The 20,446-nt window shown below is 72.1% G+C and carries 19 protein-coding genes; 13 read left to right on the forward strand and 6 right to left on the reverse strand.

Going from position 1 to position 20,446, the window contains the following annotated elements:
- Positions 1–22: 22 nt before the first annotated feature.
- From ACFYWM_RS08835 to ACFYWM_RS08855, 5 genes are all read left to right on the forward strand, one after another.
- Positions 23–1,870: an ABC transporter ATP-binding protein gene (locus ACFYWM_RS08835; protein WP_389911126.1), complete on the forward strand. Its 1,848-nt coding sequence runs from the start codon at positions 23–25 to the stop codon at positions 1,868–1,870.
- Positions 1,867–3,717, forward strand: coding sequence for an ABC transporter ATP-binding protein (locus ACFYWM_RS08840; protein ID WP_389910848.1), 1,851 nt, complete (start codon positions 1,867–1,869; stop codon positions 3,715–3,717). The genes ACFYWM_RS08835 and ACFYWM_RS08840 overlap by 4 nt, the downstream gene beginning before the upstream one ends.
- Positions 3,718–3,815: 98 nt before the next feature.
- The gene (locus tag ACFYWM_RS08845; RefSeq protein ID WP_389910850.1) at positions 3,816–4,790 is read left to right on the forward strand and encodes a hypothetical protein; all 975 of its coding nucleotides are present in this window, start codon (positions 3,816–3,818) and stop codon (positions 4,788–4,790) included.
- 283 nt (positions 4,791–5,073) lie between these two features.
- Positions 5,074–5,688, forward strand: coding sequence for a DUF1707 domain-containing protein (locus ACFYWM_RS08850; protein WP_389910853.1), 615 nt, complete (start codon positions 5,074–5,076; stop codon positions 5,686–5,688).
- Between the two features lie 285 nt (positions 5,689–5,973).
- A complete protein-coding gene (locus ACFYWM_RS08855; RefSeq protein WP_389910855.1) occupies positions 5,974–6,489 on the forward strand; it encodes a hypothetical protein in 516 nt (171 codons plus the stop codon).
- A 126-nt stretch (positions 6,490–6,615) separates the two neighbouring features.
- Here the strand turns inward: ACFYWM_RS08855 and ACFYWM_RS08860 are convergent, their stop codons facing one another.
- The 3 genes from ACFYWM_RS08860 to ACFYWM_RS08870 form a co-directional block, all read right to left on the reverse strand.
- Positions 6,616–7,158: a DUF6461 domain-containing protein gene (locus ACFYWM_RS08860; RefSeq protein ID WP_389910858.1), complete on the reverse strand. Its 543-nt coding sequence runs from the start codon at positions 7,156–7,158 to the stop codon at positions 6,616–6,618.
- Between the two features lie 159 nt (positions 7,159–7,317).
- Positions 7,318–8,121, reverse strand: a complete 804-nt coding sequence (locus ACFYWM_RS08865; RefSeq protein ID WP_389910861.1) for an inositol monophosphatase family protein — start codon at positions 8,119–8,121, stop codon at positions 7,318–7,320.
- A 165-nt stretch (positions 8,122–8,286) separates the two neighbouring features.
- On the reverse strand, positions 8,287–9,240 hold the full coding sequence (locus tag ACFYWM_RS08870; RefSeq protein ID WP_389910864.1) for a helix-turn-helix transcriptional regulator: 954 nt from the start codon (positions 9,238–9,240) through the stop codon (positions 8,287–8,289).
- 81 nt (positions 9,241–9,321) lie between these two features.
- On the opposite strand from ACFYWM_RS08870, the gene ACFYWM_RS08875 reads away from it, so the two are divergent.
- The 5 genes from ACFYWM_RS08875 to ACFYWM_RS08895 all read left to right on the forward strand — a co-directional run bounded on the left by ACFYWM_RS08875 (position 9,322) and on the right by ACFYWM_RS08895 (position 13,672).
- The gene (locus ACFYWM_RS08875) at positions 9,322–10,065 is read left to right on the forward strand and encodes an alpha/beta fold hydrolase (protein WP_389910867.1); all 744 of its coding nucleotides are present in this window, start codon (positions 9,322–9,324) and stop codon (positions 10,063–10,065) included.
- Positions 10,066–10,262: 197 nt separating this feature from the next.
- Positions 10,263–11,198, forward strand: coding sequence for an ABC transporter ATP-binding protein (locus tag ACFYWM_RS08880; protein WP_389910870.1), 936 nt, complete (start codon positions 10,263–10,265; stop codon positions 11,196–11,198).
- The gene (locus ACFYWM_RS08885; protein ID WP_389910874.1) at positions 11,198–11,923 is read left to right on the forward strand and encodes an ABC transporter permease; all 726 of its coding nucleotides are present in this window, start codon (positions 11,198–11,200) and stop codon (positions 11,921–11,923) included. The genes ACFYWM_RS08880 and ACFYWM_RS08885 overlap by 1 nt, the downstream gene beginning before the upstream one ends.
- 22 nt (positions 11,924–11,945) lie before the next feature.
- Entirely contained in the window at positions 11,946–13,070 is a 1,125-nt protein-coding gene (locus tag ACFYWM_RS08890; protein WP_389910877.1) for a sensor histidine kinase, read from the forward strand.
- Positions 13,067–13,672, forward strand: a complete 606-nt coding sequence (locus ACFYWM_RS08895) for a response regulator transcription factor (protein WP_389910880.1) — start codon at positions 13,067–13,069, stop codon at positions 13,670–13,672. Before ACFYWM_RS08890 ends, ACFYWM_RS08895 begins: the two co-directional genes overlap by 4 nt.
- A 152-nt stretch (positions 13,673–13,824) precedes the next feature.
- Here the strand turns inward: ACFYWM_RS08895 and ACFYWM_RS08900 are convergent, their stop codons facing one another.
- On the reverse strand, positions 13,825–14,367 hold the full coding sequence (locus ACFYWM_RS08900) for a GNAT family N-acetyltransferase (protein WP_389910883.1): 543 nt from the start codon (positions 14,365–14,367) through the stop codon (positions 13,825–13,827).
- A 62-nt stretch (positions 14,368–14,429) separates the two neighbouring features.
- On the opposite strand from ACFYWM_RS08900, the gene ACFYWM_RS08905 reads away from it, so the two are divergent.
- On the forward strand, positions 14,430–14,921 hold the full coding sequence (locus tag ACFYWM_RS08905) for a MarR family transcriptional regulator (protein ID WP_389910885.1): 492 nt from the start codon (positions 14,430–14,432) through the stop codon (positions 14,919–14,921).
- A 175-nt stretch (positions 14,922–15,096) separates the two neighbouring features.
- Here the strand turns inward: ACFYWM_RS08905 and ACFYWM_RS08910 are convergent, their stop codons facing one another.
- Positions 15,097–15,981 carry an SGNH/GDSL hydrolase family protein gene (locus tag ACFYWM_RS08910; RefSeq protein WP_389910887.1) on the reverse strand — a complete coding sequence of 295 codons (885 nt, stop codon included), beginning with the start codon at positions 15,979–15,981 and terminating at the stop codon, positions 15,097–15,099.
- 179 nt (positions 15,982–16,160) lie between these two features.
- On the opposite strand from ACFYWM_RS08910, the gene ACFYWM_RS08915 reads away from it, so the two are divergent.
- Positions 16,161–17,390, forward strand: a complete 1,230-nt coding sequence (locus ACFYWM_RS08915) for an isochorismate synthase MenF (protein ID WP_389910890.1) — start codon at positions 16,161–16,163, stop codon at positions 17,388–17,390.
- A 181-nt stretch (positions 17,391–17,571) separates the two neighbouring features.
- On the forward strand, positions 17,572–18,126 hold the full coding sequence (locus ACFYWM_RS08920; protein WP_389910893.1) for a GNAT family N-acetyltransferase: 555 nt from the start codon (positions 17,572–17,574) through the stop codon (positions 18,124–18,126).
- A gap of 161 nt (positions 18,127–18,287) precedes the next feature.
- Here ACFYWM_RS08920 and ACFYWM_RS08925 read toward each other — a convergent pair whose 3' ends face one another.
- Positions 18,288–20,336, reverse strand: a complete 2,049-nt coding sequence (locus ACFYWM_RS08925) for a hypothetical protein (protein ID WP_389910896.1) — start codon at positions 20,334–20,336, stop codon at positions 18,288–18,290.
- Positions 20,337–20,446: the final 110 nt, after the last annotated feature.

Here is a 20,446-nt window from a genome sequence, read left to right on the forward strand (position 1 = left end):
CATCCAGAGGACATGACGCTTGGTGAGAACACCCGACCCGACGACTTCGGCGCGCGTAGACGCCGGTAGGACAAGCCTGGCCGGGCGGCCGCCCCACGCCGCCGGGGCCGGCGACGAGACCGGCGCCTCGGCCCGGCGCGCCGTCCTGCGCCACCTTCGCCCCGGGCGCCGCTCCGCCGTGGCCCTCGCCGCGGCCGTCGCCGCCGCGACGGCGCTGCCGCTGGCGGCGCCCCAGATCACCCGTCGCTTCGTCGACGACGCGATCGGCGGGGCGGGCACCCGCCACCTCACGCTGATCGCCCTCGGCTACCTCGCGCTCGCCCTCGCCGGGCAGGCCGCCCGCGTGGTCACCGCCTGGCTCGCGAGCCGTCTCGCCTGGGACGGCACGAACCGGCTGCGTGAGAACCTCGCCGAGCACGCGCTCGGCCTCGACATGGCCTACCACGGCCGCCGGACGCCCGGCGAGATGATCGAGCGGGTGGACGGCGACGTGGTCGCCGTGGCCGAGTTCGTCGTCGCCTTCCTGCTGGACGTCGTGGCCGGTCTCCTGCTCCTGGCCGGGGTGCTCGTCGTCGTGTTCACCGTCGACGCGCGTCTGGGCGGCGCGCTGCTGGCGTACTGCGCGCTGGTCGGGTTCGGCATGGCCCGCGCGCAGCGGCTCGCCGTACCGTCGGCCGCCCGCTCGCGGGCGGAGCTCGCGGCGCTCTTCGGCGGCCTCGAGGAACGGCTGGCCGGGGTGGAGGACATCCGGGCCAACGGCGCCGGGGAGCACGCCGTGAACCGCTTCCACCGTGCCTCCGCGAGCCTGTACCACGCGGAGTTCCGGGACGCGCGGATCGGGACCGTCATCCTCGCGGGCACGACGGTGGCGTTCGCGGCCGGTACGGCGATCCTGCTCGGCCTCGCCGCGTGGACCCGGGAGTCCGGGACGCTCACTGTCGGCACCGCCGTGCTGCTCTTCCAGTACACGCAGATGGTGCGCGCGCCGTTCGAGCGGCTGATCGACCAGCTGAGGGGATACCAGGCGGCGCTGGCGGGCATCACGCGCATCGGCGACCTGCTGGCCGAGCGGCGCACGCTCCCCGCCCCCGCCGACCCGCTGCCGCTGCCCGCCTCCGGACCGCTCGCCCTGTGCCTCGACGGCGTGGGTTTCGCGTACGCCGACGGCGAACCGGTCCTGTCGGACGTCACGATCGCGCTGGCGCCGGGCGAGACGCTCGGCCTGGTGGGCCGTACGGGCAGCGGCAAGACGACCCTCGCCCGGCTGGTGCTGCGCCTGTACGACCCGACCGAGGGCACCGTCCGGGTCGGCGGGCTGGACCTGCGGGACGCCGATCTCGCGTCGGTGCGCGGACGGATGTGCGTGGTCACCCAGGACGTGCAGCTCTTCGCCGCCAGCGTCAGGGACAACCTCACCCTCTTCAGGCCACTGGCCGACGACGACCGGTTGCGCGCCGTCCTCACCGATGTCGGCCTCGGCGACTGGCTGGCCGGCCTGCCCGACGGGCTCGACACCCGGCTGGGCGGCGGTCCGGAGAGCGGGCCGGTGGGTGGCGTCTCCGCCGGGGAGGCGCAGCTGCTCGCGTTCGCGCGGGCGTTCCTGGCCGACCCCGGTCTCGTCGTGCTGGACGAGGCGTCCAGCCGGCTCGATCCGGCCACCGAGCGGCACGTCGAGGAGAGCGTCACCCGGCTGCTCACCGGCCGGACCGGCGTGCTCGTCGCGCACCGGCTCTCCTCCCTGTCGCGGGTGGACAAGATCGCCGTCATCGACCGGGGCAGGGTCGTCGAGTACGGCGGCCGTGAGGACCTCGTCGCGGACCCGCGCAGCCGGTTCGCCCGGATGCTGGACGTCTCGGGGGTGGTCCGATGAGGCCCGTGATGCTGGTGGTCGCCCGGCTCGTCCGCTTCGACCTGCGCCGGTACCTGATCGGCGCCCTGCTGTGGATGCCGGTCAGCGTCATCCCGCTCGCCGGCGGGCTGGTGCTGCAGCGGCTCTTCGACCAGATCAGCGGGCATCGTGCCGCGAGCCTGGAGCAGTCGCTGTGGCTGTGCGCGGCGTTCGTGGGCGTGGAGGTGGTCCGCGGCCTGGTGCTCGTCGTCGCGTGGTCCTACGGGGTCCACTGGTGGTGCGCCGCCGCGACCCTCCTGCGGGCCAACGCGTTGCGCTCGATCCTCACCGCCCGGGGACCCGCCGCGAACCGGCTGCCGCACTCGCCGGGCGAGGCCGTCGCCCGCTTCCGCGACGACGTGAGCGACCTGGTCAACCTCACCGACGAGAGCGTCCCGCTGGCCGGTTCGACCCTCTTCGGCGGCGCCGCCCTGGTGATCATGGCCTCGATCGACCCCGTCATCACCCTGGTGCTGCTGGTGCCGATGATCGCGGTCGGCGTGCTGAGCCGGCTGCTGAACGAGGTGATCCGGCGGCTGCACCATCGTGCCCGGGTGCTCGGCGCGGCGGTCACGGCCCACATCGGCGACACTTTCGGCGGCGTACTGGCGATCAAGACCGCCGGGGCCGAGGAGGCGGTGCTGGAGCGGCTGCGCGAGCGCAACCGGGGGCGGCGCGACGCGGCCGTCAGGGACCGGCTGGCGACCGACGTCCTGGATACCGCGACGGGCGCGACCGTCGAGATCAGCATCGGTCTCGTACTGCTGCTGTGCGCGTCGGCGATGCGCCGGGGCGACTTCACGGTGGGTGATCTCGCGCTGTTCACCACCTATGCCGGCTGGCTGACGGCGCTGCCGCGCACCATCGGGGTGATCCTCCACCGCCTGCCCCAGGGCGCGGTCGCCACCGAACGGCTCACCCGGCTGATGGCGCCGTACGAGGACGCCGGCGACCTTTCGCGCGGCGATGACGTCTGGTTCCACCGGGAACCGCCTCCCGCCACGACGCCGCCGGACCACGGCGACGCGCTCCGGGTCGTCGAGGCGCGCGGGCTGACCGTGCGTCACGGCGGGAGCGGCCGCGGCGTGCGGGCGGTCGACCTGCGGGTGGCGCGAGGGTCGTTCACGGTGATCACCGGCGCCGTCGGCTCGGGCAAGACGACGCTGGTACGCGCCCTGCTCGGCCTGGTGCCGCTGGACGCCGGGACGGTCACCTGGAACGGCCGGCCCGTCGGCGACCCCGGGACGTTCATGATCCCCGGCCGCGCGGCGTACGCGAGCCAGGTCCCCCGGTTGTTCTCCGAGTCACTGCGGGAGAACCTGCTCCTGGGCCGGCCCCCGGACGACGACCGGCTCGGCCTGGCGCTGGAGCTGGCGGCGTTCGAGAAGGACCTGGCCGGGATGCCGGAGGGCCTGGACACGGTCGTCGGTTCCCGTGGCGTGCGGCTGTCCGGTGGCCAGGCGCAACGGGCGACCGCGGCACGGGCCCTGGTGCGGGCGCCGGACCTGCTGGTCGTCGACGACCTGTCGTCGGCCCTGGACGTGGAGACCGAGAGGCTGCTGTGGGAGCGGATCGCCGACGCCGCCCGCGACGGGCGCGGGCCGGGAACGCTGCTGGTGGTCTCCCACCGGCGGGCGGCGCTGGAGCGGGCCGACCAGGTCGTCGTCCTCGACCGCGGCCGAATCGCCGGTCACGGCCCGCTCACCGAACTGCTGAAGACCTGCCCGGAGATGCGGCGGCTGTGGAGCGGGGAACGCGCCGTCGAGGCCGGGGAGCCGCCGGACACCGGACGGCCACACGGTGTCCGGTCCGACGGGAGCATTTCGTAAATCATGGCGACCAGACAAACCCGAACTGCTAAAAATAACCCCTTATGGGAATCTTTTGGCGGCGAAAGCGCAAGCCTTTCATCGGCGACAATTTCATCGTGGGACGCACGTGGCGAGATCCCGCTCTGGACGCGGCGGTCGAGGCGGTGGGCGAGGGTTATCTGAGGGCGGGGGTCGTCCTTCTCGGCGAGACCCACCAGGATCCCGAGCTGCGCTCGCTGAGGACAGGTGCGCTCAGCCAGGCCGCGGTGGGCCGGAGCGGGGCGATCGCGGAGCTGCTCGACGACGCCGGAGACAGCGCGGACATCCTGCTGTGGTTCGGCAACACCCTCATCAACGAGGCGTGGGCGATCCGCGGCGGCAGTTACGCGAACGCCGTCGGCAGCGACCGGTTCAAGATGTTCTTCTCGACCCTGTCCAATGCCCACGAGCCTCTCCTGGAGGCGGCGAGGTCGCGGCCGGAGGACCCCGTGCCCTGGGAGTGCATGATCTGGTTCGCCCTGGGCATGCAGCTCGGCCGTCCGGAACAGGACGCGATCTGGGACGAGCTCACCTCCCGGTGCCCCACGCTGTTCGCCGGCCACTGGGGCAGGTTGCAGGCGGTGGCCGAGAAGTGGGGCGGTTCCCACGAGGAGATGTTCGAGCACGCCAGGAAGGCGGTGGCGCTGGCCCCCGCCGGGAATCCGCTCACCGCGATGCTCCCGCTGGCCCACCTGGAGTATCTCCTCAGCGAGGAGGGGCGTCTCGTCGAGCAGAACAAGATGATGGCCTACATGAAGTTCAGCATGACGTACTTCTCCGAGTCGGTGATCGGCGAGCTGAAGGAGGCCGAGCGTCGCTGGACGGCCGACGCGCGGCCACACCCCCGGGACCTCGACGCCCACCATCTGTTCGGGGGCGTCTTCTTCCGGGAGACCGACACGCACGACCTCGCGGCACGGCATCTCGCCCAGGTGGGCAACCGGGTCGGGGAAGCCGCTCCATGGGGTTACAAGGGCGACCCCGCCGAGGAGTTCGCCGGCGCCCTGAGGAAACTCAAGCTCCCCATCCCCTCCGGTGAGCAGGTGAACTGACCTCGGGCGGCGTTCTCCCGCTTACGGACCGTTTCCCGTCTCCCTGCCTGCAACAGACCCAGGGCTTTCCGACAGAACTTAGTGGGGTTGCTCCTATGTCGTACGACCGGTGCTTCCATCAGTGGCGCGAAAGGCCGTACTTTCCGGCCGTGCACGTGGTGCGGTCACTCCAGGACGGATCGTTGTCGCGAAGGCCGCACGGGGTGCGGGCGGCTTACAAGTTCTGTCTGCCGGGCCAGGCACTTCACCGTACGCCGCCTTCGTAGCCTTCTAGGGTGGACGCATGAGCGATCGCAGGCACGTGCGCGCGGGGAACGATGATCGCGAGCGAGTCGCCGAGCAGCTCAGGACCGCCGTCAGCGAGGGACGAATTGACTTCGAGGAGCTGACCGAGCGGATCGACCTCGCCTATGCGGCCCGTACGCTGGGCGAACTGGATCAGGTGGTGGCCGACCTGCCGCGGTTCTCATCCGCCCTCCCTGTCGTCTCCGGTGAAGAGGGCGCCGAGGACGAGCTCCAGCTGCACACGATCAGCAGGAAGCTCCGCCAAGAGGGCCGCTGGCGGGTGCCAACGCGCATCAGCGCCCGTGTCGGGCGGGGCGGCCGGGTGCGCATCGACTTCACCACGGCCGACTGCCCCCACCGCGAGGTCTTCGTCGACGTGGAGGTCACCTCCTGGTTCGGTGACATCGTCATCGTGGTGCCACGCGGCTGGAGAGTGGACGACAGGGAGGTCGTGAGGCGGTCCATGGGTGCCGTTCACAACCGTCCCATGGTCCCGCTGGCGTCCGACGGTGTCATCGTGCGACTCACGGGCCACGTGAAGACCGGCGACGTCTGGGTACGCTACCGCAGGGCTCAGCCTGGGGACGCACACGACATCCATTCGACTACCTGATCGACAGGGCCGAGAGGTCGTATGCCGGTCAGTAGGACCGTCGCCCACACCGGCTGCGAGAGCGTGCCGGGCACGCCGAGGTCGATGAACAGCCGTTGCGGGACACGCGCGGAATGATCTTCGGTGGTCGAGCTCGTGAAAGATGCCGCCGCGGTGAGAGGTCCCGTCCCTGCCGGGAACGTCGCCTTCCTGAAAACCGCCAGCGGAGCCGTGCACGCTCGCGATCGCCTCTTCCCCGGTGAGGGAGGACTACCCTGTCTGCCGGGTGACCGAGGAGGTTTGGAGATGGGGCCGTTGACGATCCGGATCGACCCGCTGGGATCGGTCGGGCCGGTTCTGCTCGGCTCCCCCCGGGAGGAGGCCGGGCGCGCGTTGCGTGCCTGGGGTGAGCCCGTGGAGTACGCACCGTATCCGGGGGCGCTGCCGCTCGACTGGAGGATCGGCCGCGGAGGGTCCGGCATCGACGCCGTCGTCCACTGCGGTTCCACCGGGGTCGTCCAGACCGTGGAGATCTTCCGTGATTTCGACACCCGTCCCGGGGCTCAGGTGTTCCTGCTGGGCATGGACGTGTTCTCCGTACCGGCCGAGTGGGTGGTGGAGGTCCTGCGGGAGCGCTTCGAGATCGAGGAGGACGGCTACGGCTGTACCGTCCCGGAACTGTCGATCGGCCTGGGGCGCCCCATGGTTCCGGATGAGGACGATGACGAGGAGGATCGCGAGCGCTACACCTGTTTCGACAACGTCCTGGTGGCCGGCCCGGGGTACTACGCGCCCCCTCCCATCCCGGGGGCCGGGCGGTAGGGCATGGCCGCGGGCCGCGGAACCGCCGAGGCCCCGGCACCGGGAGCCGGCATCGGGGTGGTTGACGTGCTGGAGCGGCCGGAACACCTACGTGGTGGCCGGTGGCTCGGAGACGGCTCCCGACGGTTAGGCGGACCCGTCCAGGATCCGGGGGGTGAGCCTGATCCCGGTGAGGCGCTCGATCAGGACGAGCCCTGGCCCCCGGTAGAGCTCATACTTGTCCTCCCCGTAGTCGTGGTCGATCTGCCTCATGGTCTCCGCGAGTTCGTCGGGAACCTCCTCGGAGTAGCCCTCCTGAGCCCAGAAGCCGAACCGGATCTCCCCGTCCTCCACCCAGCGGAAGTCCTCCAGACCCTTGATGTCGAGGCGGCTGAGGGAGACCAGGCGGGTGCCCGCCGACAGCGGCACGAGGAACTCGTCGTCGGCGCCGAACCAGCTGTAGTAGTGCGTGGTGAACGCCCAGTCACCGACGGTCGTCACCCCGCCGGACCCGGGTTCGTGGTCGTGGCGGGCACCGGCGTCGAGCGTCGTCCAGGAGAGGTCTTCCGCCCGGTCACCCGTCCGGGCCACGAGCTGCTCGGGTGTGAGCCCGCGGACGAAGATGAGGCTGTACGACTCCGCGAAGCCCGAATCGGAGAACCAGGCGTGGTCGCCGGGGGGTGTGATCATGCGGCGATCATGGCAGAGCCCACCGACACGATCCGCCGGGTTCCGGGACACCGTCGCCGCGCCGGTGCCCTGACGCGTCGCCGTACGGCTCACCGAGCAGTTGCGGGAGGCTCGATCCAGGAGCGCAGCTACGGGTTGACGAGCACAGCGTGCGGGTGCTCACGGAGTCGCGGGGAACTGGGCGCCGATGAGTTCGAGGAGCGCGGCGTGCGTCTCCTGGTCGGCCGCCGCGACGAGGCCGCCCGCGCCGGTGTGCAGGGGCTGCCCGTGGATGCCCGTCACCACGCACCCGGCGGCCTGGCACAACGCGATCCCGGCGGCGAAGTGCACGTTGTCCCACGGGTGGCCGTCGGTGACGTACGCGGCTCTCCGGCCTGCGGCGACCCAGGCCAGCGCCAGGGAGGTGGACAGGACGCGCGTGTGGAAGCGCTCGGCGAACCCGGGGTCGGTGAGCAGCCGGGCCACCTGGAAGTCCGGCTCGTTCGGGAAGGGCGGGTCGAGGTTGAGGTCCACCAGCCGTGACTCGGACGACGGCACGAGTCGCTCGTCCACGCCGTCGCGGCGGACGTGGGCGCGATCGCCGTCCGTCCAGAACACCTCGTCGGCGAACGGGTCGGCCGAGGCGGCCGCCGTGAGGTCCCGGCCGACGCGCAGGGCGACGTTCACCGCGACCTGCGTGGTGCGCGCGGCGTAGTTCAGCGTGCCGCACAGGGGGTCGACCAGCCACATGCGCTCCGCTCCGGCCGAGCCGGCGCGTCCGCTCTCCTCGCCCGTCACGGCGTCGTCCGGCCGGGCGGCGCGGATGACGCCGATGACGGCGTTCTCCGCGTCGATGTCGGCGGAGGTGGCGAAGTCGGTCGCGGTCTTCGCGAAGCGCTCCAGCGGCGCGCCGTACATGGCCCTTACGACGGCGGCTCCCGCTCCCGCCGCCGCGAGGGCCACTTCCTCGTCCGTGATCGGCATGTGGACAGGATAGACGCGATCTCCATCGCTTGATCGGCGGGATCGGCGGGATCGACGGGATCGACGGGATCGACGAACATCTGGCCTGCGTTCGGCTGCTTCGCGACCGAGCACGAGGTTCACAGGTGGCCGTCGGCTTCGACCTCGCGATCGGGACGGCCGAGGTCAGGGCGGGGAGGCGAAGGCGACGAGGCGGGCGGCCAGGGCTTTCACCTCGTCGCGCAGCTCGGCGGGGGTGATCACGGTGAACGGCCAGCCGAGGCCGGCGAGCATCTGGGCCATCCCGTCCAGCCGTTCGGCCCTGGTGGACAGCAGCACCCCGCCGGAGGTCTCGGCCAGTGTCGCCGTGGCGGCCGGGATGCGCGCGGCGGCCTCCTCCAAGGTGGTCTCCAGCAGCACCCTGACCTCGTGCCGGTACGGCACCGCCGACAGCGACCCGACCACGTGGGCCACCGGGTCGAAGCCGCCGGGCACCTGGAAGTCCCGCTCGGTGTGCGTGGCGCCCGCCACCCGGTCCACCCGGAACGTCCTGACCTCCCCGCTGCCGTGGTCGAGCCCCGCGACGTACCAGCGGCCGGAGTGGAAGACGATGCCGTACGGGTCCAGGTCGCGCTCGGAGGCGTCGCCGCGCCAGGAGCGGTAGGCCAGCCGGACGGTGACCCGGCGCCGGGCCGCGTCGGCGAGGGTGAGCAGCGGTCCCGCCTTCGGGGTGCTCACCCGGGGCGCCGCGTTCCCGGTGTGGCCCAGCGTCTCCGACACCGCGTCGACGCGCTCGCGCAGCGGGCGCGGGAGCACCCGCTGGATCTTGGCCAGCGCGCTCTCGGTCGCGGCCTCCCCCACCGCCAGCCCGGTCCGCCGCCCGGCGAGCAGCCCCAGCACCACGGCGGTGGCCTCGTCGTCGGTGAGCATGAGCGGCGGGAGCCGGTAGCCGGGCAGCAGCCGGTAACCGCCGTGGCGGCCCCGTTCGGCCTGGACCGGCACCCCGAGCTCCGACAGCCTCACCGCGTAGCGACGGACCGTGCGCTCGTCCACCTCCAGCCTGGCGGCGAGGTCGGGGCCGGTCAGGCCGGGGGCGGCCTGCAGCAGCTCCAGCAGCGCGAGCACCCGGGCGGCGGTCATCTGGATTCCTCTCAAAATCAGGACCGATACTGTCCGGATTCGATTCTAGGGTGAGATTCAGGCGAACAGAGGAGAGACACGATGAGCACATATGTCCTGGTCCCCGGTTTCTGGCTCGGCGGTTGGGCCTGGGAGAAGGTCACCGGGCCGCTGCGCGAGGCCGGGCACGACGTCCACCCGGTCACGCTCACCGGCCTCGGCGACCGGGTTCACCTGGCGGGCCCGGAGGTCGACCTGGAGACCCACATCCAGGACATCGTCAACACCGTCGTCTTCGCGGACCTGACCGAGGTGATCCTCGTCGCCCACAGCGGGGCCGGCGCCCCGGTCACCGGCGCGGCCGACCGGATTCCCGAGCGCGTCGCCCGGGTCGTCTACGTCGAGAGCGGGCCTCCGGCCGACGGCATGACCCAGCTGGACCTCACCGAGCCCGACTGGCGGGCGTTCGTCGAGAGGCGGGTCGCCGAGGAGGGCGGGGCGAGCTACCCGCTCCCCTCCTGGGAGGAGCAGGAGCGGGCCGGGGCCGGCCTGGAGGGTCTGGGTGAGGCCGAGCGCGAGTGGTTCGCCTCCCGCGCGACCCCGCAGCCGTACGGGACGCTCACCCAGCCCCTGGTGCTCAAGGGAGGCGCGGCCGCGCTGCCCAAGACGCTCGTCACGTGCTCGTTCCCGCTGGAGCGGGTGCACGCCATGATCGCCTCCGGCCACCCGTTCTTCGCGGAGCTCGCCGGGCCCGAGTGGAGCTTCGCCGAGCTGCCGACCGGACACTGGCCGATGTTCTCCAGGCCGGAGGAGCTCGCCGCCACGCTGGCCACGCCGGCGGGCTGAGGAGGGCGGGGCACCGCGTTGAAAATCCCCTCGGGAGGACCGGGGCCCGGCCACGCGGAACTCCCGAGGGGGTCGGGTCCCGGGGCCCGGGGAAGCCTGAAGGCCGGGCAAACCGGGGTGTGACAGGACATTTGTCACGGGTGGTTCCGGATCTATGGATCTGCTGTGGATCACGTGCTCTCCGTAGCGTCGTTCGCATGGCAAACGATACGAACGACGCGGTCTCCCTCAGGGGCGTGACCAAGCGTTTCGAGGCGGTGCGCGCCGTGGACGGCCTCAGCCTCGACATCCCCGCCGGGCAGACCGTCGCCCTGCTCGGCCCGAACGGCGCGGGGAAATCGACCACGATCGGGCTGCTGCTCGGGCTGCTGGCCGCCGACTCCGGGACGGTACGCGTCTTCGGCGACTCCCCGGAGCGCGCGATCCGGAGCGGGCGGCTGGCGGCGATGTCCCAGGAGGGCGGCCTCGTCCCCCGGACCACGGTCCGCGAGCTGGTCGGTTTCGTCTCCGGGACCTACCGGTCGCCGCTCCCGCTGGAGGAGGTGCTGGCGACCGCCGGGCTGGAGGGGCTCGCCGGTCGCAGGATGGAACGGCTGTCGGGCGGCCAGGCGCAGCGGGTCCGCTTCGCGCTGGCGCTGGCCGGGGACCCCGACCTGATGCTGCTGGACGAGCCGACCGCGGCGCTGGACGTACGGGCCAGGCGGGAGTTCTGGGAGAGCATGCGCGCCTTCGCCGCGCGCGGCAAGACGATCCTGTTCTCCACCCACTACCTGGAGGAGGCCGACGAGTACGCCGACCGGGTGGTGGTGATCGACCGGGGCCGGATCGCGGCCGACGGTACCAGCAGGGAGATCAAGCGCCTGGTCGCGCTCTCCACGGTCGGCGTCGCCGCCACCGGGGACGCCGCCTCCCTGGAACGCCTGCCCGGGGTCGTCTCGGCCGAGATCCGGGGCGGGCGGGCCCATCTGCGTACCCGCGACGCCGACGCCACCGTCGTGGCGCTGGCGGCCGCGGGTGCCGTACGGGACCTCGAGGTCGTTCCCGCCGCGCTTGAGGACGCCTTCATCGCGCTGACGGAGTCGCCCCCTGGACCGGTTTCCGGAGCTGCGGCGCTGACGGAGGTGGAGGCGTGATGCTCGGCTACATCCGGCTGGAGGTCACCAGGACCCTCCGCGACCCGGGATACGTGATCATGGGTTTCGCGATGCCCGTGACGATGTACCTCATCTTCACCAACCTCGGCGTGGCGGGCGACGACCGCGTCTGGGCCGCCCTCTACGTGATGGTCAACATGGCCGCCTTCGGCGCGATCGGCTCGGCCTTCAACAACGGCAGCGGCATCGCCGAGGACAGGACGGCGGGCTGGCTGCGTCAGCTGCGGATCACCCCGCTGGCCCCGGTACGGGTGGTCGCGGGCAAGACGGCCACCGGGATGCTCGTGGTGCTGCCCGTGATCGTCGGCGTGTGCCTGTCGGCTGCGCTGCTCAACGGGGTGCGGCTGGGGGCCTGGCAGTGGATCTCGATCGTGCTCCTGCTGTGGCTGGGTTCCCTGCCCTTCACCCTGCTGGGCCTGTCCTTCGGCTACCTGTTCAGCGGCCAGACCGCCGCCGTGCTCAACATCGCGGCCAACATGTCGATGGCGATCGTCGGGGGGCTGTGGCTGCCCACGGAGGGCTTCCCCTCCTGGCTGAAGGCCGTCGCGGAGTGGACGCCGAGCTTCGGCTACGCCGACCTGTCGCGGAAGGTCGCCTTCGGGGAGGCGCCCGAGGTGGGCACGGCACTGGTCCTGACCGGCTGGCTGGTCGCCTTCGGGGCCCTGGCGGTCCACGGCTACCGCCGGGCCGGGCGCGTGAGGTGAGCCGCGTGATAGGAGTGGCCGGGTGAGCGGGAAGACGCAGAGACCGCAAGAGAGGCGGCAGGCGCGGAAGGCCGGGAAGCGGGACTGGTCCTGGGGCAGGGGGCGGAGAGGGCCGGGAGAGCTCGCCTTCTACCCGTGGCTGCTGATCGTCTATCCCCCGCTCAGCGACCTCGCCGCGGGGCATGTGCGACCGGCGCTGCCCGCCGCGCTGGGCGTCGCCGCCTTCGCCGTCCTGTACGCGCTGTGCATCCGCCTCTCCTTCCGCGACCGGCGGCGCGCGGCGACCGTGGCGCTGGTCGGGCTGCTCGCGGTGGCCTTCCTGCTGCTGGCGGGGTTCGCGCACAACTGGTTCTACCTCGCGCCGCTGATGACCATCGCCTGCGGGACCGTGCTGCGCGGCAGGTCCGTCTACCTCCTCCTCACGGGGCTGACGCTCGCGCTGGTCGTGGTGATGTGGCGCGCGGGGGCGAGCTGGGCGAGCATCTCCCTCGCCACCTGGGGGACGACCACCGGCGGCCTGGTGGTCAGCATCGTCCTGAGGCTGTTCTCGGTGATCAACGAGCTCCAGGAGACCAGGGAGGAGCTGGCCCGCGTCGCGGTGGCCGAGGAGCGGCTGCGGTTCTCCCGCGACCTGCACGACCTGCTCGGGCACACCCTGTCGGTGATGGTGGTCAAGGCGGAGGCCGTACGGCGGCTGGCCCCCCGCGACGCGGAGGCGGCGGCGCGGCAGGCCGCCGACATCGAGGCCGTCGGCAGGGAGGCGCTGACCGAGGTGAGGGCCGCGGTGACCGGTTACCGTGGCCGGGGGCTCGCCGCCGAGCTGGCCTCGGCGCGTACGGTCCTGGCCGACGCGGACATCGCCGTCACCGTCGCCGTCACCGGGGACCGGCCGGCACCGGAGGCCGACGCCCTGCTGGGCTGGGCCGTGCGTGAGGGCGTGACCAACGTGGTCCGCCACAGCGCCGCCCGCACCTGTGAGATCACCCTGGAGGGAACGATGCTGGAGATCCGCGACGACGGCCGGGGGCGCGGCGGGAGCCCGCCGGGCAACGGCCTGCGCGGCCTCACCGAGCGGGTCGTCGCGTACGGCGGGACGCTGGAGACCCACGACCGCGACGGTTTCCTGCTGAGGGTGACGCTCCCATGATCAGGGTGCTGCTGGCGGAGGACCAGGGCATGATGCGCAGCGCGCTCGCCCTGCTCCTCGGCCTGGAGGACGACATCGAGATCGTCGCCACGGTCGACCGGGGCGACGGGGTCGTGCCCGCCGCGCTCGCCGCGCGCCCCGACGTCGCCCTGCTGGACATCGAGATGCCGGGGGGCAGCGGCCTGGACGCCGCGGCCGAGCTGCGGGACCGGCTGCCGGGGTGCCGGGTGCTGATCCTGACCACGTTCGGCAGGCCCGGCTACCTGCGGCGGGCGATGGAGGCGGGCGCCGCGGGGTTCCTGGTCAAGGACGGCCCAGTGGAGGAGCTCGCGGCGGCGATCCGCCGGGTCCTCGCGGGCGAGAGGACAATCGACCCCGCGCTGGCCGCCGCCGCGCTGAGCACCGGTGCCAGCCCGCTGACCGATCGCGAGCGGGACGTGCTGGCCGCGGCGGCCGACGGCGCGACGATCTCCGACATCTCCTTGCGGCTGCACCTGTCGGAGAGCACGGTACGCAACTACCTGTCCGCCGCGATCGGCAAGACCGGCACCCGCAACCGCATCGAGGCCGCCCGCACCGCCCGGCACAACGGCTGGCTCTGATCGCTCACACCGATCGCGGTCCTCGTACCGGCGCGCTCGGCCGGGGACGCCTCGTTCCGGCGCGCTCGGCTGGGGACGCCCGGTCCCGGCACGCTCAGCCGGGGACGCCTCGTTCCGGCGCGCTCGGCCGGGGACGCCCGGTTCCGGCACGCTCAGCCGGGGACGTGCAGGGAGCGGACGCGTACGGCGTTGCGGATGGGCGTGTCCGCCTGGTCGTCGGTGTACTCGGTGACCTTGACGTAGCCGCGTTCGTCGTAGAGGCGGCCCAGCTCGGGGCTGCCCGCCCAGTGGTCCAGGGCCAGCGCGGGAGCGCCGTGCGCTCCGGCGAGCCGTTCGGCCTCCTCCAGCAGGGCCGCCCCGACGCCGTGGCCGTCGGGGCCGCGATCGGTCATCACGGTGTGGATGAACATCGACCCGCCGGGCACGGCCCCGGCGGGGACGCGCGGCGGGACCACGGGGGCCGCGGCCAGCATCCCGACGCAGCGGCCGTCTCGTTCGGCCAGGGTGATGACGCCCTGGCGCGCCCAGTCGGCGACCCGGCCGGGAAAGCCGGGGATGCGGGAGAAGGGCACCGTTCCCCACTGCTCCGGCCGGTTCCGGGCGACGAGCCACGCGTGGACGGAGTCCATCAGGGTCAGCAGGGCCGCGACGTCGCCGGCCGTGGCCGGTCGTAGTTCGGGAGAGGGTCGTGGCATTGCGATCTCCGGGAGGGTTAAACTTCGTGCGACCCCATTAATTCAACTTTCTAAGGATTAGATTGTCAAAGCAATCCAGGATCCAGGCCGTGGCCAGGGCCGTCCAGGAGCTGCAGGACGCCACCGACCTCATCGACGAGCTGGCGGCCCGGCGCCTCGGCCTCAACCGCACCGACCTGAGATGCCTGAGCCGGCTGACCGCGCGCGGCCCGCTCACCGCGAGCGAGCTGGCGGCCGCCGCCGGTCTCACCGGGGGCGCCGCCACCACCGCCATCGACCGGCTGGAGCGGGCCGGCCTGGCCGAACGGGCTCGTGACACGGCGGACCGGCGCCGCGTTCTGGTGCGTCTGACCGAACGGGGCCGAGGAGCCGTCCAGGAGGTCTGGGGGCCGATCGCCGACGACGCCCGGGCCGAGCTTCTCCAGTTCAGCGTCACCGAGCTCGAACTCATCGAGACGTTCCTGGGCCGCGCGCTGCGCAACCAGGCCCGTCACGCCGACCGCCTGCGCGGGGAGACCGAGGGGGCCCGGCCGCGCCCTCCCGCCCCCGGCTGAGCGTCGGCGTGGTCGTGCTCTCCTGGTCACCCGGATCCGGGCGGATCGGACCGGCAGAGCCATGATCCGCGTCTTCGGGGCCTCCCGGCGCGTCAGGGCGCCGATGCCGGGAAGGGACCCGGCACGCCTTCACCGAATCTTGCTCCGAGGTCGAAGGAGCGACGCGAGGACGGGATCACAGGACGGGCGCCGGGACGGGCGCCGGGACGGGCGCCGGGGCGGGCTCGGTGCTCTCCTCGGTGAGCCAGTCGCGCATCATCGCGTAGGTCTTCTCCGCGATCAGCTTCTGGCCCGCGGCGTTGGGGTGGAAGAAGTCCCACGGGCTGAGGTGGTCGACCGTGAACCGCTGCCTGAACACCTCGTTGCCGTCGAACCGGCAGGCGGGGCCGTACGCCGCGCAGACCCTGGCGAGCGCGGTGTTGTAGTCGGCCACCCGGGCGCGCACGCGGTCGCGGCGCGCCCGGTCGGCCGCCGAGGTCGAGGTGGGCCGCGCCAGCATGGTGGGGCAGATCCGGCCCACCGCCCAGAACCCGCGCGCCACCGGGTTCCCCTTGCCGATCTGCCACAGCCGCTTGAGGTCGGGGACGCTCGCCACGAACACCCGGCCGCCGGGCCGCCCGGCCCGGAACAGCGCCAGGGCCTCGGCCACCCGCCGCTCGTAGACGGCGACGGGGGTCATCAGCCGTTCCTCGGACACGCAGGCGTCCTGGGCGCCGATCAGCACCGTCACGTAGTCGGCGCGCCGGCCGACCGCCCGGGTCATCTGCCCGGCGAGGTCGGCGCTGGTGGAGCCGGGGACGGCGAGGTTCACGTTGTGCCCGGCGAGGGCGGCGTTCAGGGCTCGCAGCCTGACGTACTGGCTCCGGACGCTCCGGTGGTCACCGGTGGACCAGGAGCGCGAGGCGCAGGTGAGATACCAGCCGCAGGCGTTGAACCCCGCGCTGATGGAGTCGCCGAGCGCGGCCATGACCACCGGCCGCCAGGGCTGTGCCGCCTGGACCGCTCCGGCCGGGGCCAGCAGGGCGGTCGTGAGGGCGCCGAGACTTGTGAATGCTGTCACAGTCGTGCGAAGCATGACACCTCCGCTGAGAGATCGCGTCTGCTTCGGATGTATCACCGCAGGCCAGGACGGTACGGCCCGTTGACCGAGTACCTTGGTTTTCTTGACACCGCGTGGCGGGTGTGCTGACGGGGGAACCACCGTCGAACACGTTCAGTTTCCCGCATAGAGTGGCGGGGGTGAGTGTAGCGCTCGGATCAACCCGTCCTCTCGCGGTGACGACCGCCTCTGTCGACGACCCCGGTGACCTGTTCGCACGCCTGCCGGAGACCGCCCCCTACGCCTGGGTCAGGCACGGCGAGGGCCTGGTCGCCTGGGGTGAGGCCATCCGCCTGACCGTACCGCCCGGCCCCCGGCGTTTCGACTGGGCCCGCGACCGCCTGGCGGACCTCTTCGGCGAGGCGCACGTCGCCGACGGCGTGGCGGCGCCCGGCTCGGGCCCCGTCGCCTTCGGCTCGTTCACCTTCGATCCGGAGGCGCACGGCTCGGTCCTCGTCGTCCCCCAGACCATCCTCGCCCGCCGCGACGGCCACGCCTGGCTGACCACCATCGGCGACCGGCGGCTCGACGCGATCGCCCCGCCCCGCTCCCCCGGCAGGATCCGGTACGGCGACGGCAGCCTGACCGCGCCCGAGTGGGAGCACGCCGTGGCCAGGGCCGTCCGGCGGATCAGGTCGGGCCACCTGGAGAAGGCCGTGCTCGCCCGCGACCTGACCGCCGTCGCGCAGCGGCCGATCGACGTCCGGCTGCTGCTGGCCCGCCTGGCCGAGCGCTACCCGGAGTGCTACACCTTCTCCTGCGCGGGGCTGGTCGGCGCCACCCCCGAGCTGCTGGTCCGGCGTACCGGGGAGACCGTCGAGTCGCTGGTGCTGGCCGGCACGATCGCGCGGGGCGCCGACCAGGCCGACGACGTGGCGCGCGGCACGGCCCTGTTCACCTCGGAGAAGAACCGCTACGAGCACGCCTGCGCGGTCGCGTCGGTGCGCGAGGCGCTCGACCCGCTCTGCGCCGAGCTGAAGATCCCCGAGGAGCCCGAGCTCCTGGTGCTCTCTAACGTCCAGCACCTGGCCAGCCCGGTGAGCGGGCGGCTGTCGGAGGGGACCTCGGTCCTGGACGTGGTGGCGGCCATGCACCCGACCGCCGCCGTCGGCGGCACCCCGACCGGGGCGGCGCTCGGCGTGATCCGGGAGCTGGAGGGCATGGACCGGGCCGGGTACGCCGGGCCGGTCGGCTGGATCGACGCGCGGGGCGACGGGGAGTGGGGCATCGCGCTGCGTTGCGCCCAGATCGAGGGCTCCAGGGCCCGCCTGTTCGCCGGTTGCGGCATCATGGGCGACTCCGACCCCGCCTCGGAGCTCGCCGAGGCCCAGGCCAAGCTCCGCGTGATGCAGTACGCCCTGGAGGGCTGACCCTCCGCGCGGATCCGTCCGTGACCAGGCAGTTTCCCTCCGGCCTGGTCGTCACCCGGCGAATAGGCGTACCCTCACAAGGGCAATACATCGGACATTTCCGGCAAGAAAATGATATTTGCTCCAGCTCGGCGTCCTCTCGTCGCCGCATGGCCGGCCAACTCGTCAGGGAGAGGAAAACATGGCACTACTGACCACCGCCCGCCTCACGGTGCGTGACTGGAGTCCCGACGACGCCGCTGAGGCCCTCAGTATCTACGGCGTCCCCGAGGTCACCCGGTGGCTCTCCCCGGCGATGACCCAGCTCGACGGCGAGCAGGCGATGCGCGCCACGCTGGAGTCGTGGACCCGCAGCCGCAGCACCCTGACGCCCCCGCTGGGCCGCTGGGCGATCGTCCGCAACTCCGACCAGCGGGTCGTCGGCGGCCTCTCCCTGAGGTACCTGCCGCCCGACGAGGAGGACATCGAGATCGGCTGGCAGCTCGCCCCCGACGCCTGGGGGAACGGCTACGCCACCGAGGCGGGCCGCGCCCTGGCCGGGTGGGCGTTCTCCATCGGCGCCCACGAGCTCGTCGCGGTCGTCCGGGTGAACAACGACCGCGGCGCGGGGACGGCCAAGCGCATCGGCATGCAGTGGGTCGGGGAGACGGACAAGTACTACGAGACGCGCCTCAACGTCTACCGGCTCTGGCCCAGCGACCTCGCCTCGGCCCAGGAGGACGCGCTCCGGCTCTGACGATCCGGCGGGAGGCGGCCGGTGGCGCGCGTCCGTACCGTCCCGGGAGCCGGGACGGGGGCGGTCCGCGCCACCCGCCGCTTCCGCGCCGCCCGCCGTTTCCAGCCGTCACGACGGCACGGCCACACGGCCCCGGGGCCGGCCGCCCCAGAGCCCTTCGTCTAGCTGATCTCGCTCCCGGTCTTCCCGGACGGGGTGATGACGATCGTGGTGGTGTCGTCGATCGTGGTCGTGGTGGGCTCGTCGATCGTGTCGTCGGCCTCGGTGGCGATCTCGGTGGCGGTCTCGGTCTCGATCGCGGTCTCGGTGGCGGGCTCGACGATGCCGCAGGCGTCCATGAGCGTCCGCCGCGCCGCGAAGGAGCGCTTGTCGTCGAGGCGCGCCACGTAGGCGTCGAGGCTGAACGGGCTGTCCCGGCTGAACGGGTCGTGGACGGCCCTGGAGGCGACCCGGTCGTAGAGCGGCTGGAGCTCACCCCGGAAGTAGGCGCCGGCCAGCTCCTGCTCGGTCACCCCCGCGTAGTCCATGAGCGCGGTGATCGCCTCCTGCTGCTGGCCGTACTGGTTCTTGTCCCGGACTAGCTCCCCGCCCTCCAGGAGAATCCGGGTGAAGTGCTCGGTGAGGCCCTCGTTGAACCAGAAGCCGAGGACGTCCAGCACCGCCGGGTGGGAGAGCTTGTGGACCGTCTCGTGGTACTCGGTGCCGCCGCCGGTGCGGTCCTCCCGGACGTAGATCTTCTCCCCGACCTGGAGCCCGTTCGTGGTCTCCGACTGGGCGAACCTGTCGTCCTTACGCGCGGCGTCGATCTCCTGCTGGTCGTTCGGCATCCTGCCGAGGACGAAGACCGCGCCCAGCTGGTCCTGGGTGACGTAGTGGATGTGCTCGTCGCGGAGCCAGTCGGGCCGCTCGGGCAGTGTCACGTAGTTCGCGAGCTCGGTGCTGCCGGTGAAGAGATCCACGATCTGCTTCGCGTTCAGCCGCGGCGCCCGCGCCTTCTCGGGCTCCGGGACGACCTGCTGCAGCCCCTCGGCGACCTGCGGCGGCACGTCGATGGTCTGGAACGGGTTCTCCTCGGGCACGTCCGCCTTCTCGGACGTGCTCACCTTCTCGGGCGCGCCCACTTCCTCCTCGGACGAGCCCGTCTGATTTCCCTCGATCAGGTCGCCGATGATGTAGTCGGGGACGATCACCATCTCCTGGCCCCCCATCTCGATGACCAGGCTGAACGGAGAGCGCTGCGTGGGGTCCAGCCGCTGGTTCACGAGCCCGACCTTCCGGTAGGTTCCCCGCGGGACGGCGACGGGCGGTGTCTTCCTGACCTGGCGCTGGTCCACCGCGCTCTTGGGGATCCCCATCAGCTGGACGGAGAGCGTCACCTCCGTCAACTCCTGGAGTGGTTCGAACATCTTCGTCCAGAAGTCCACGAGCAGCTGGTCGGACAGCGCGTCGATCGCGTCGATCGCGTTCAGCGTCTTCTGGTACGTCTCCTCGACGAAAGCGTCCCGGCTGACGAGGAATTCACCGCCGTAAAGATAGCTGAGGGCGACCATCGGCACGCCCTTCGCGTCGCGAACGGACACCGGCCGGTCGATCGTGTACAGGTGGAAGTCGGCGTACTTCAGCGGATCCTCCTGGACGCCGCCGAGGTCGCCGTTCGGCATCCGCTCGTAGATGGGCGCACTGGCCTCGGACGACGCCTTGAACTTCGGGTGCGCCACCAGCTTGACCTTCGACGCGGGAACACCGAGGAGCGCTCCGAAATCGAACTCGAAGTCGAAGTCCGCCCAGACCTCTCGCTTGTTCAAGGCCGTCAGCTCGCCGACCTCCTCGGTGTCCTGCTGCCACTCGGGCACGGTCGTCTCCAGCGGGGTCTCCTGCGAGGCCCCCCAGACCTCCCCCTGGCTGAGCGCGTTCAGATCGTCCAGGATCTTCTGCATCTCCGGGTCGACCGGCTCGTCGGTCTTCACGGCCGCCGACTCGTCGTCGACGGTGAACGAGTCCGCCGCCACGCCCAGGTCACGCATTATCTTGTCCCAGTCGATCTTGTCGATCTCGTCGATCTCGCCGGTCTCGCCGGTCTCCACCGGGGCCGGGACGACGGTCTCCTCCGAGGACGAATCCTCACCGGAGGAGTCCGTGCCAAGGTCGGTGACACCGAAGGCCTTCTTGCGCCGTAACGACTTTCTCCTCGAGCTTCCGCTGCCGCTCATCGTTCCTCCTCCTGCGTGGTCGGCCTCGTCGTACTCCCGGCGGCCGGGGCGGCCGGGCGGAGGGTGGCGGCCCTCCGCCCGGAGCCCCGGCACGGGCCGGTCGTCGGACG

This window comes from Streptosporangium sp. NPDC002721 (assembly GCF_042888905.1).
Classification (GTDB): Bacteria; Actinomycetota; Actinomycetes; order Streptosporangiales; family Streptosporangiaceae; genus Streptosporangium.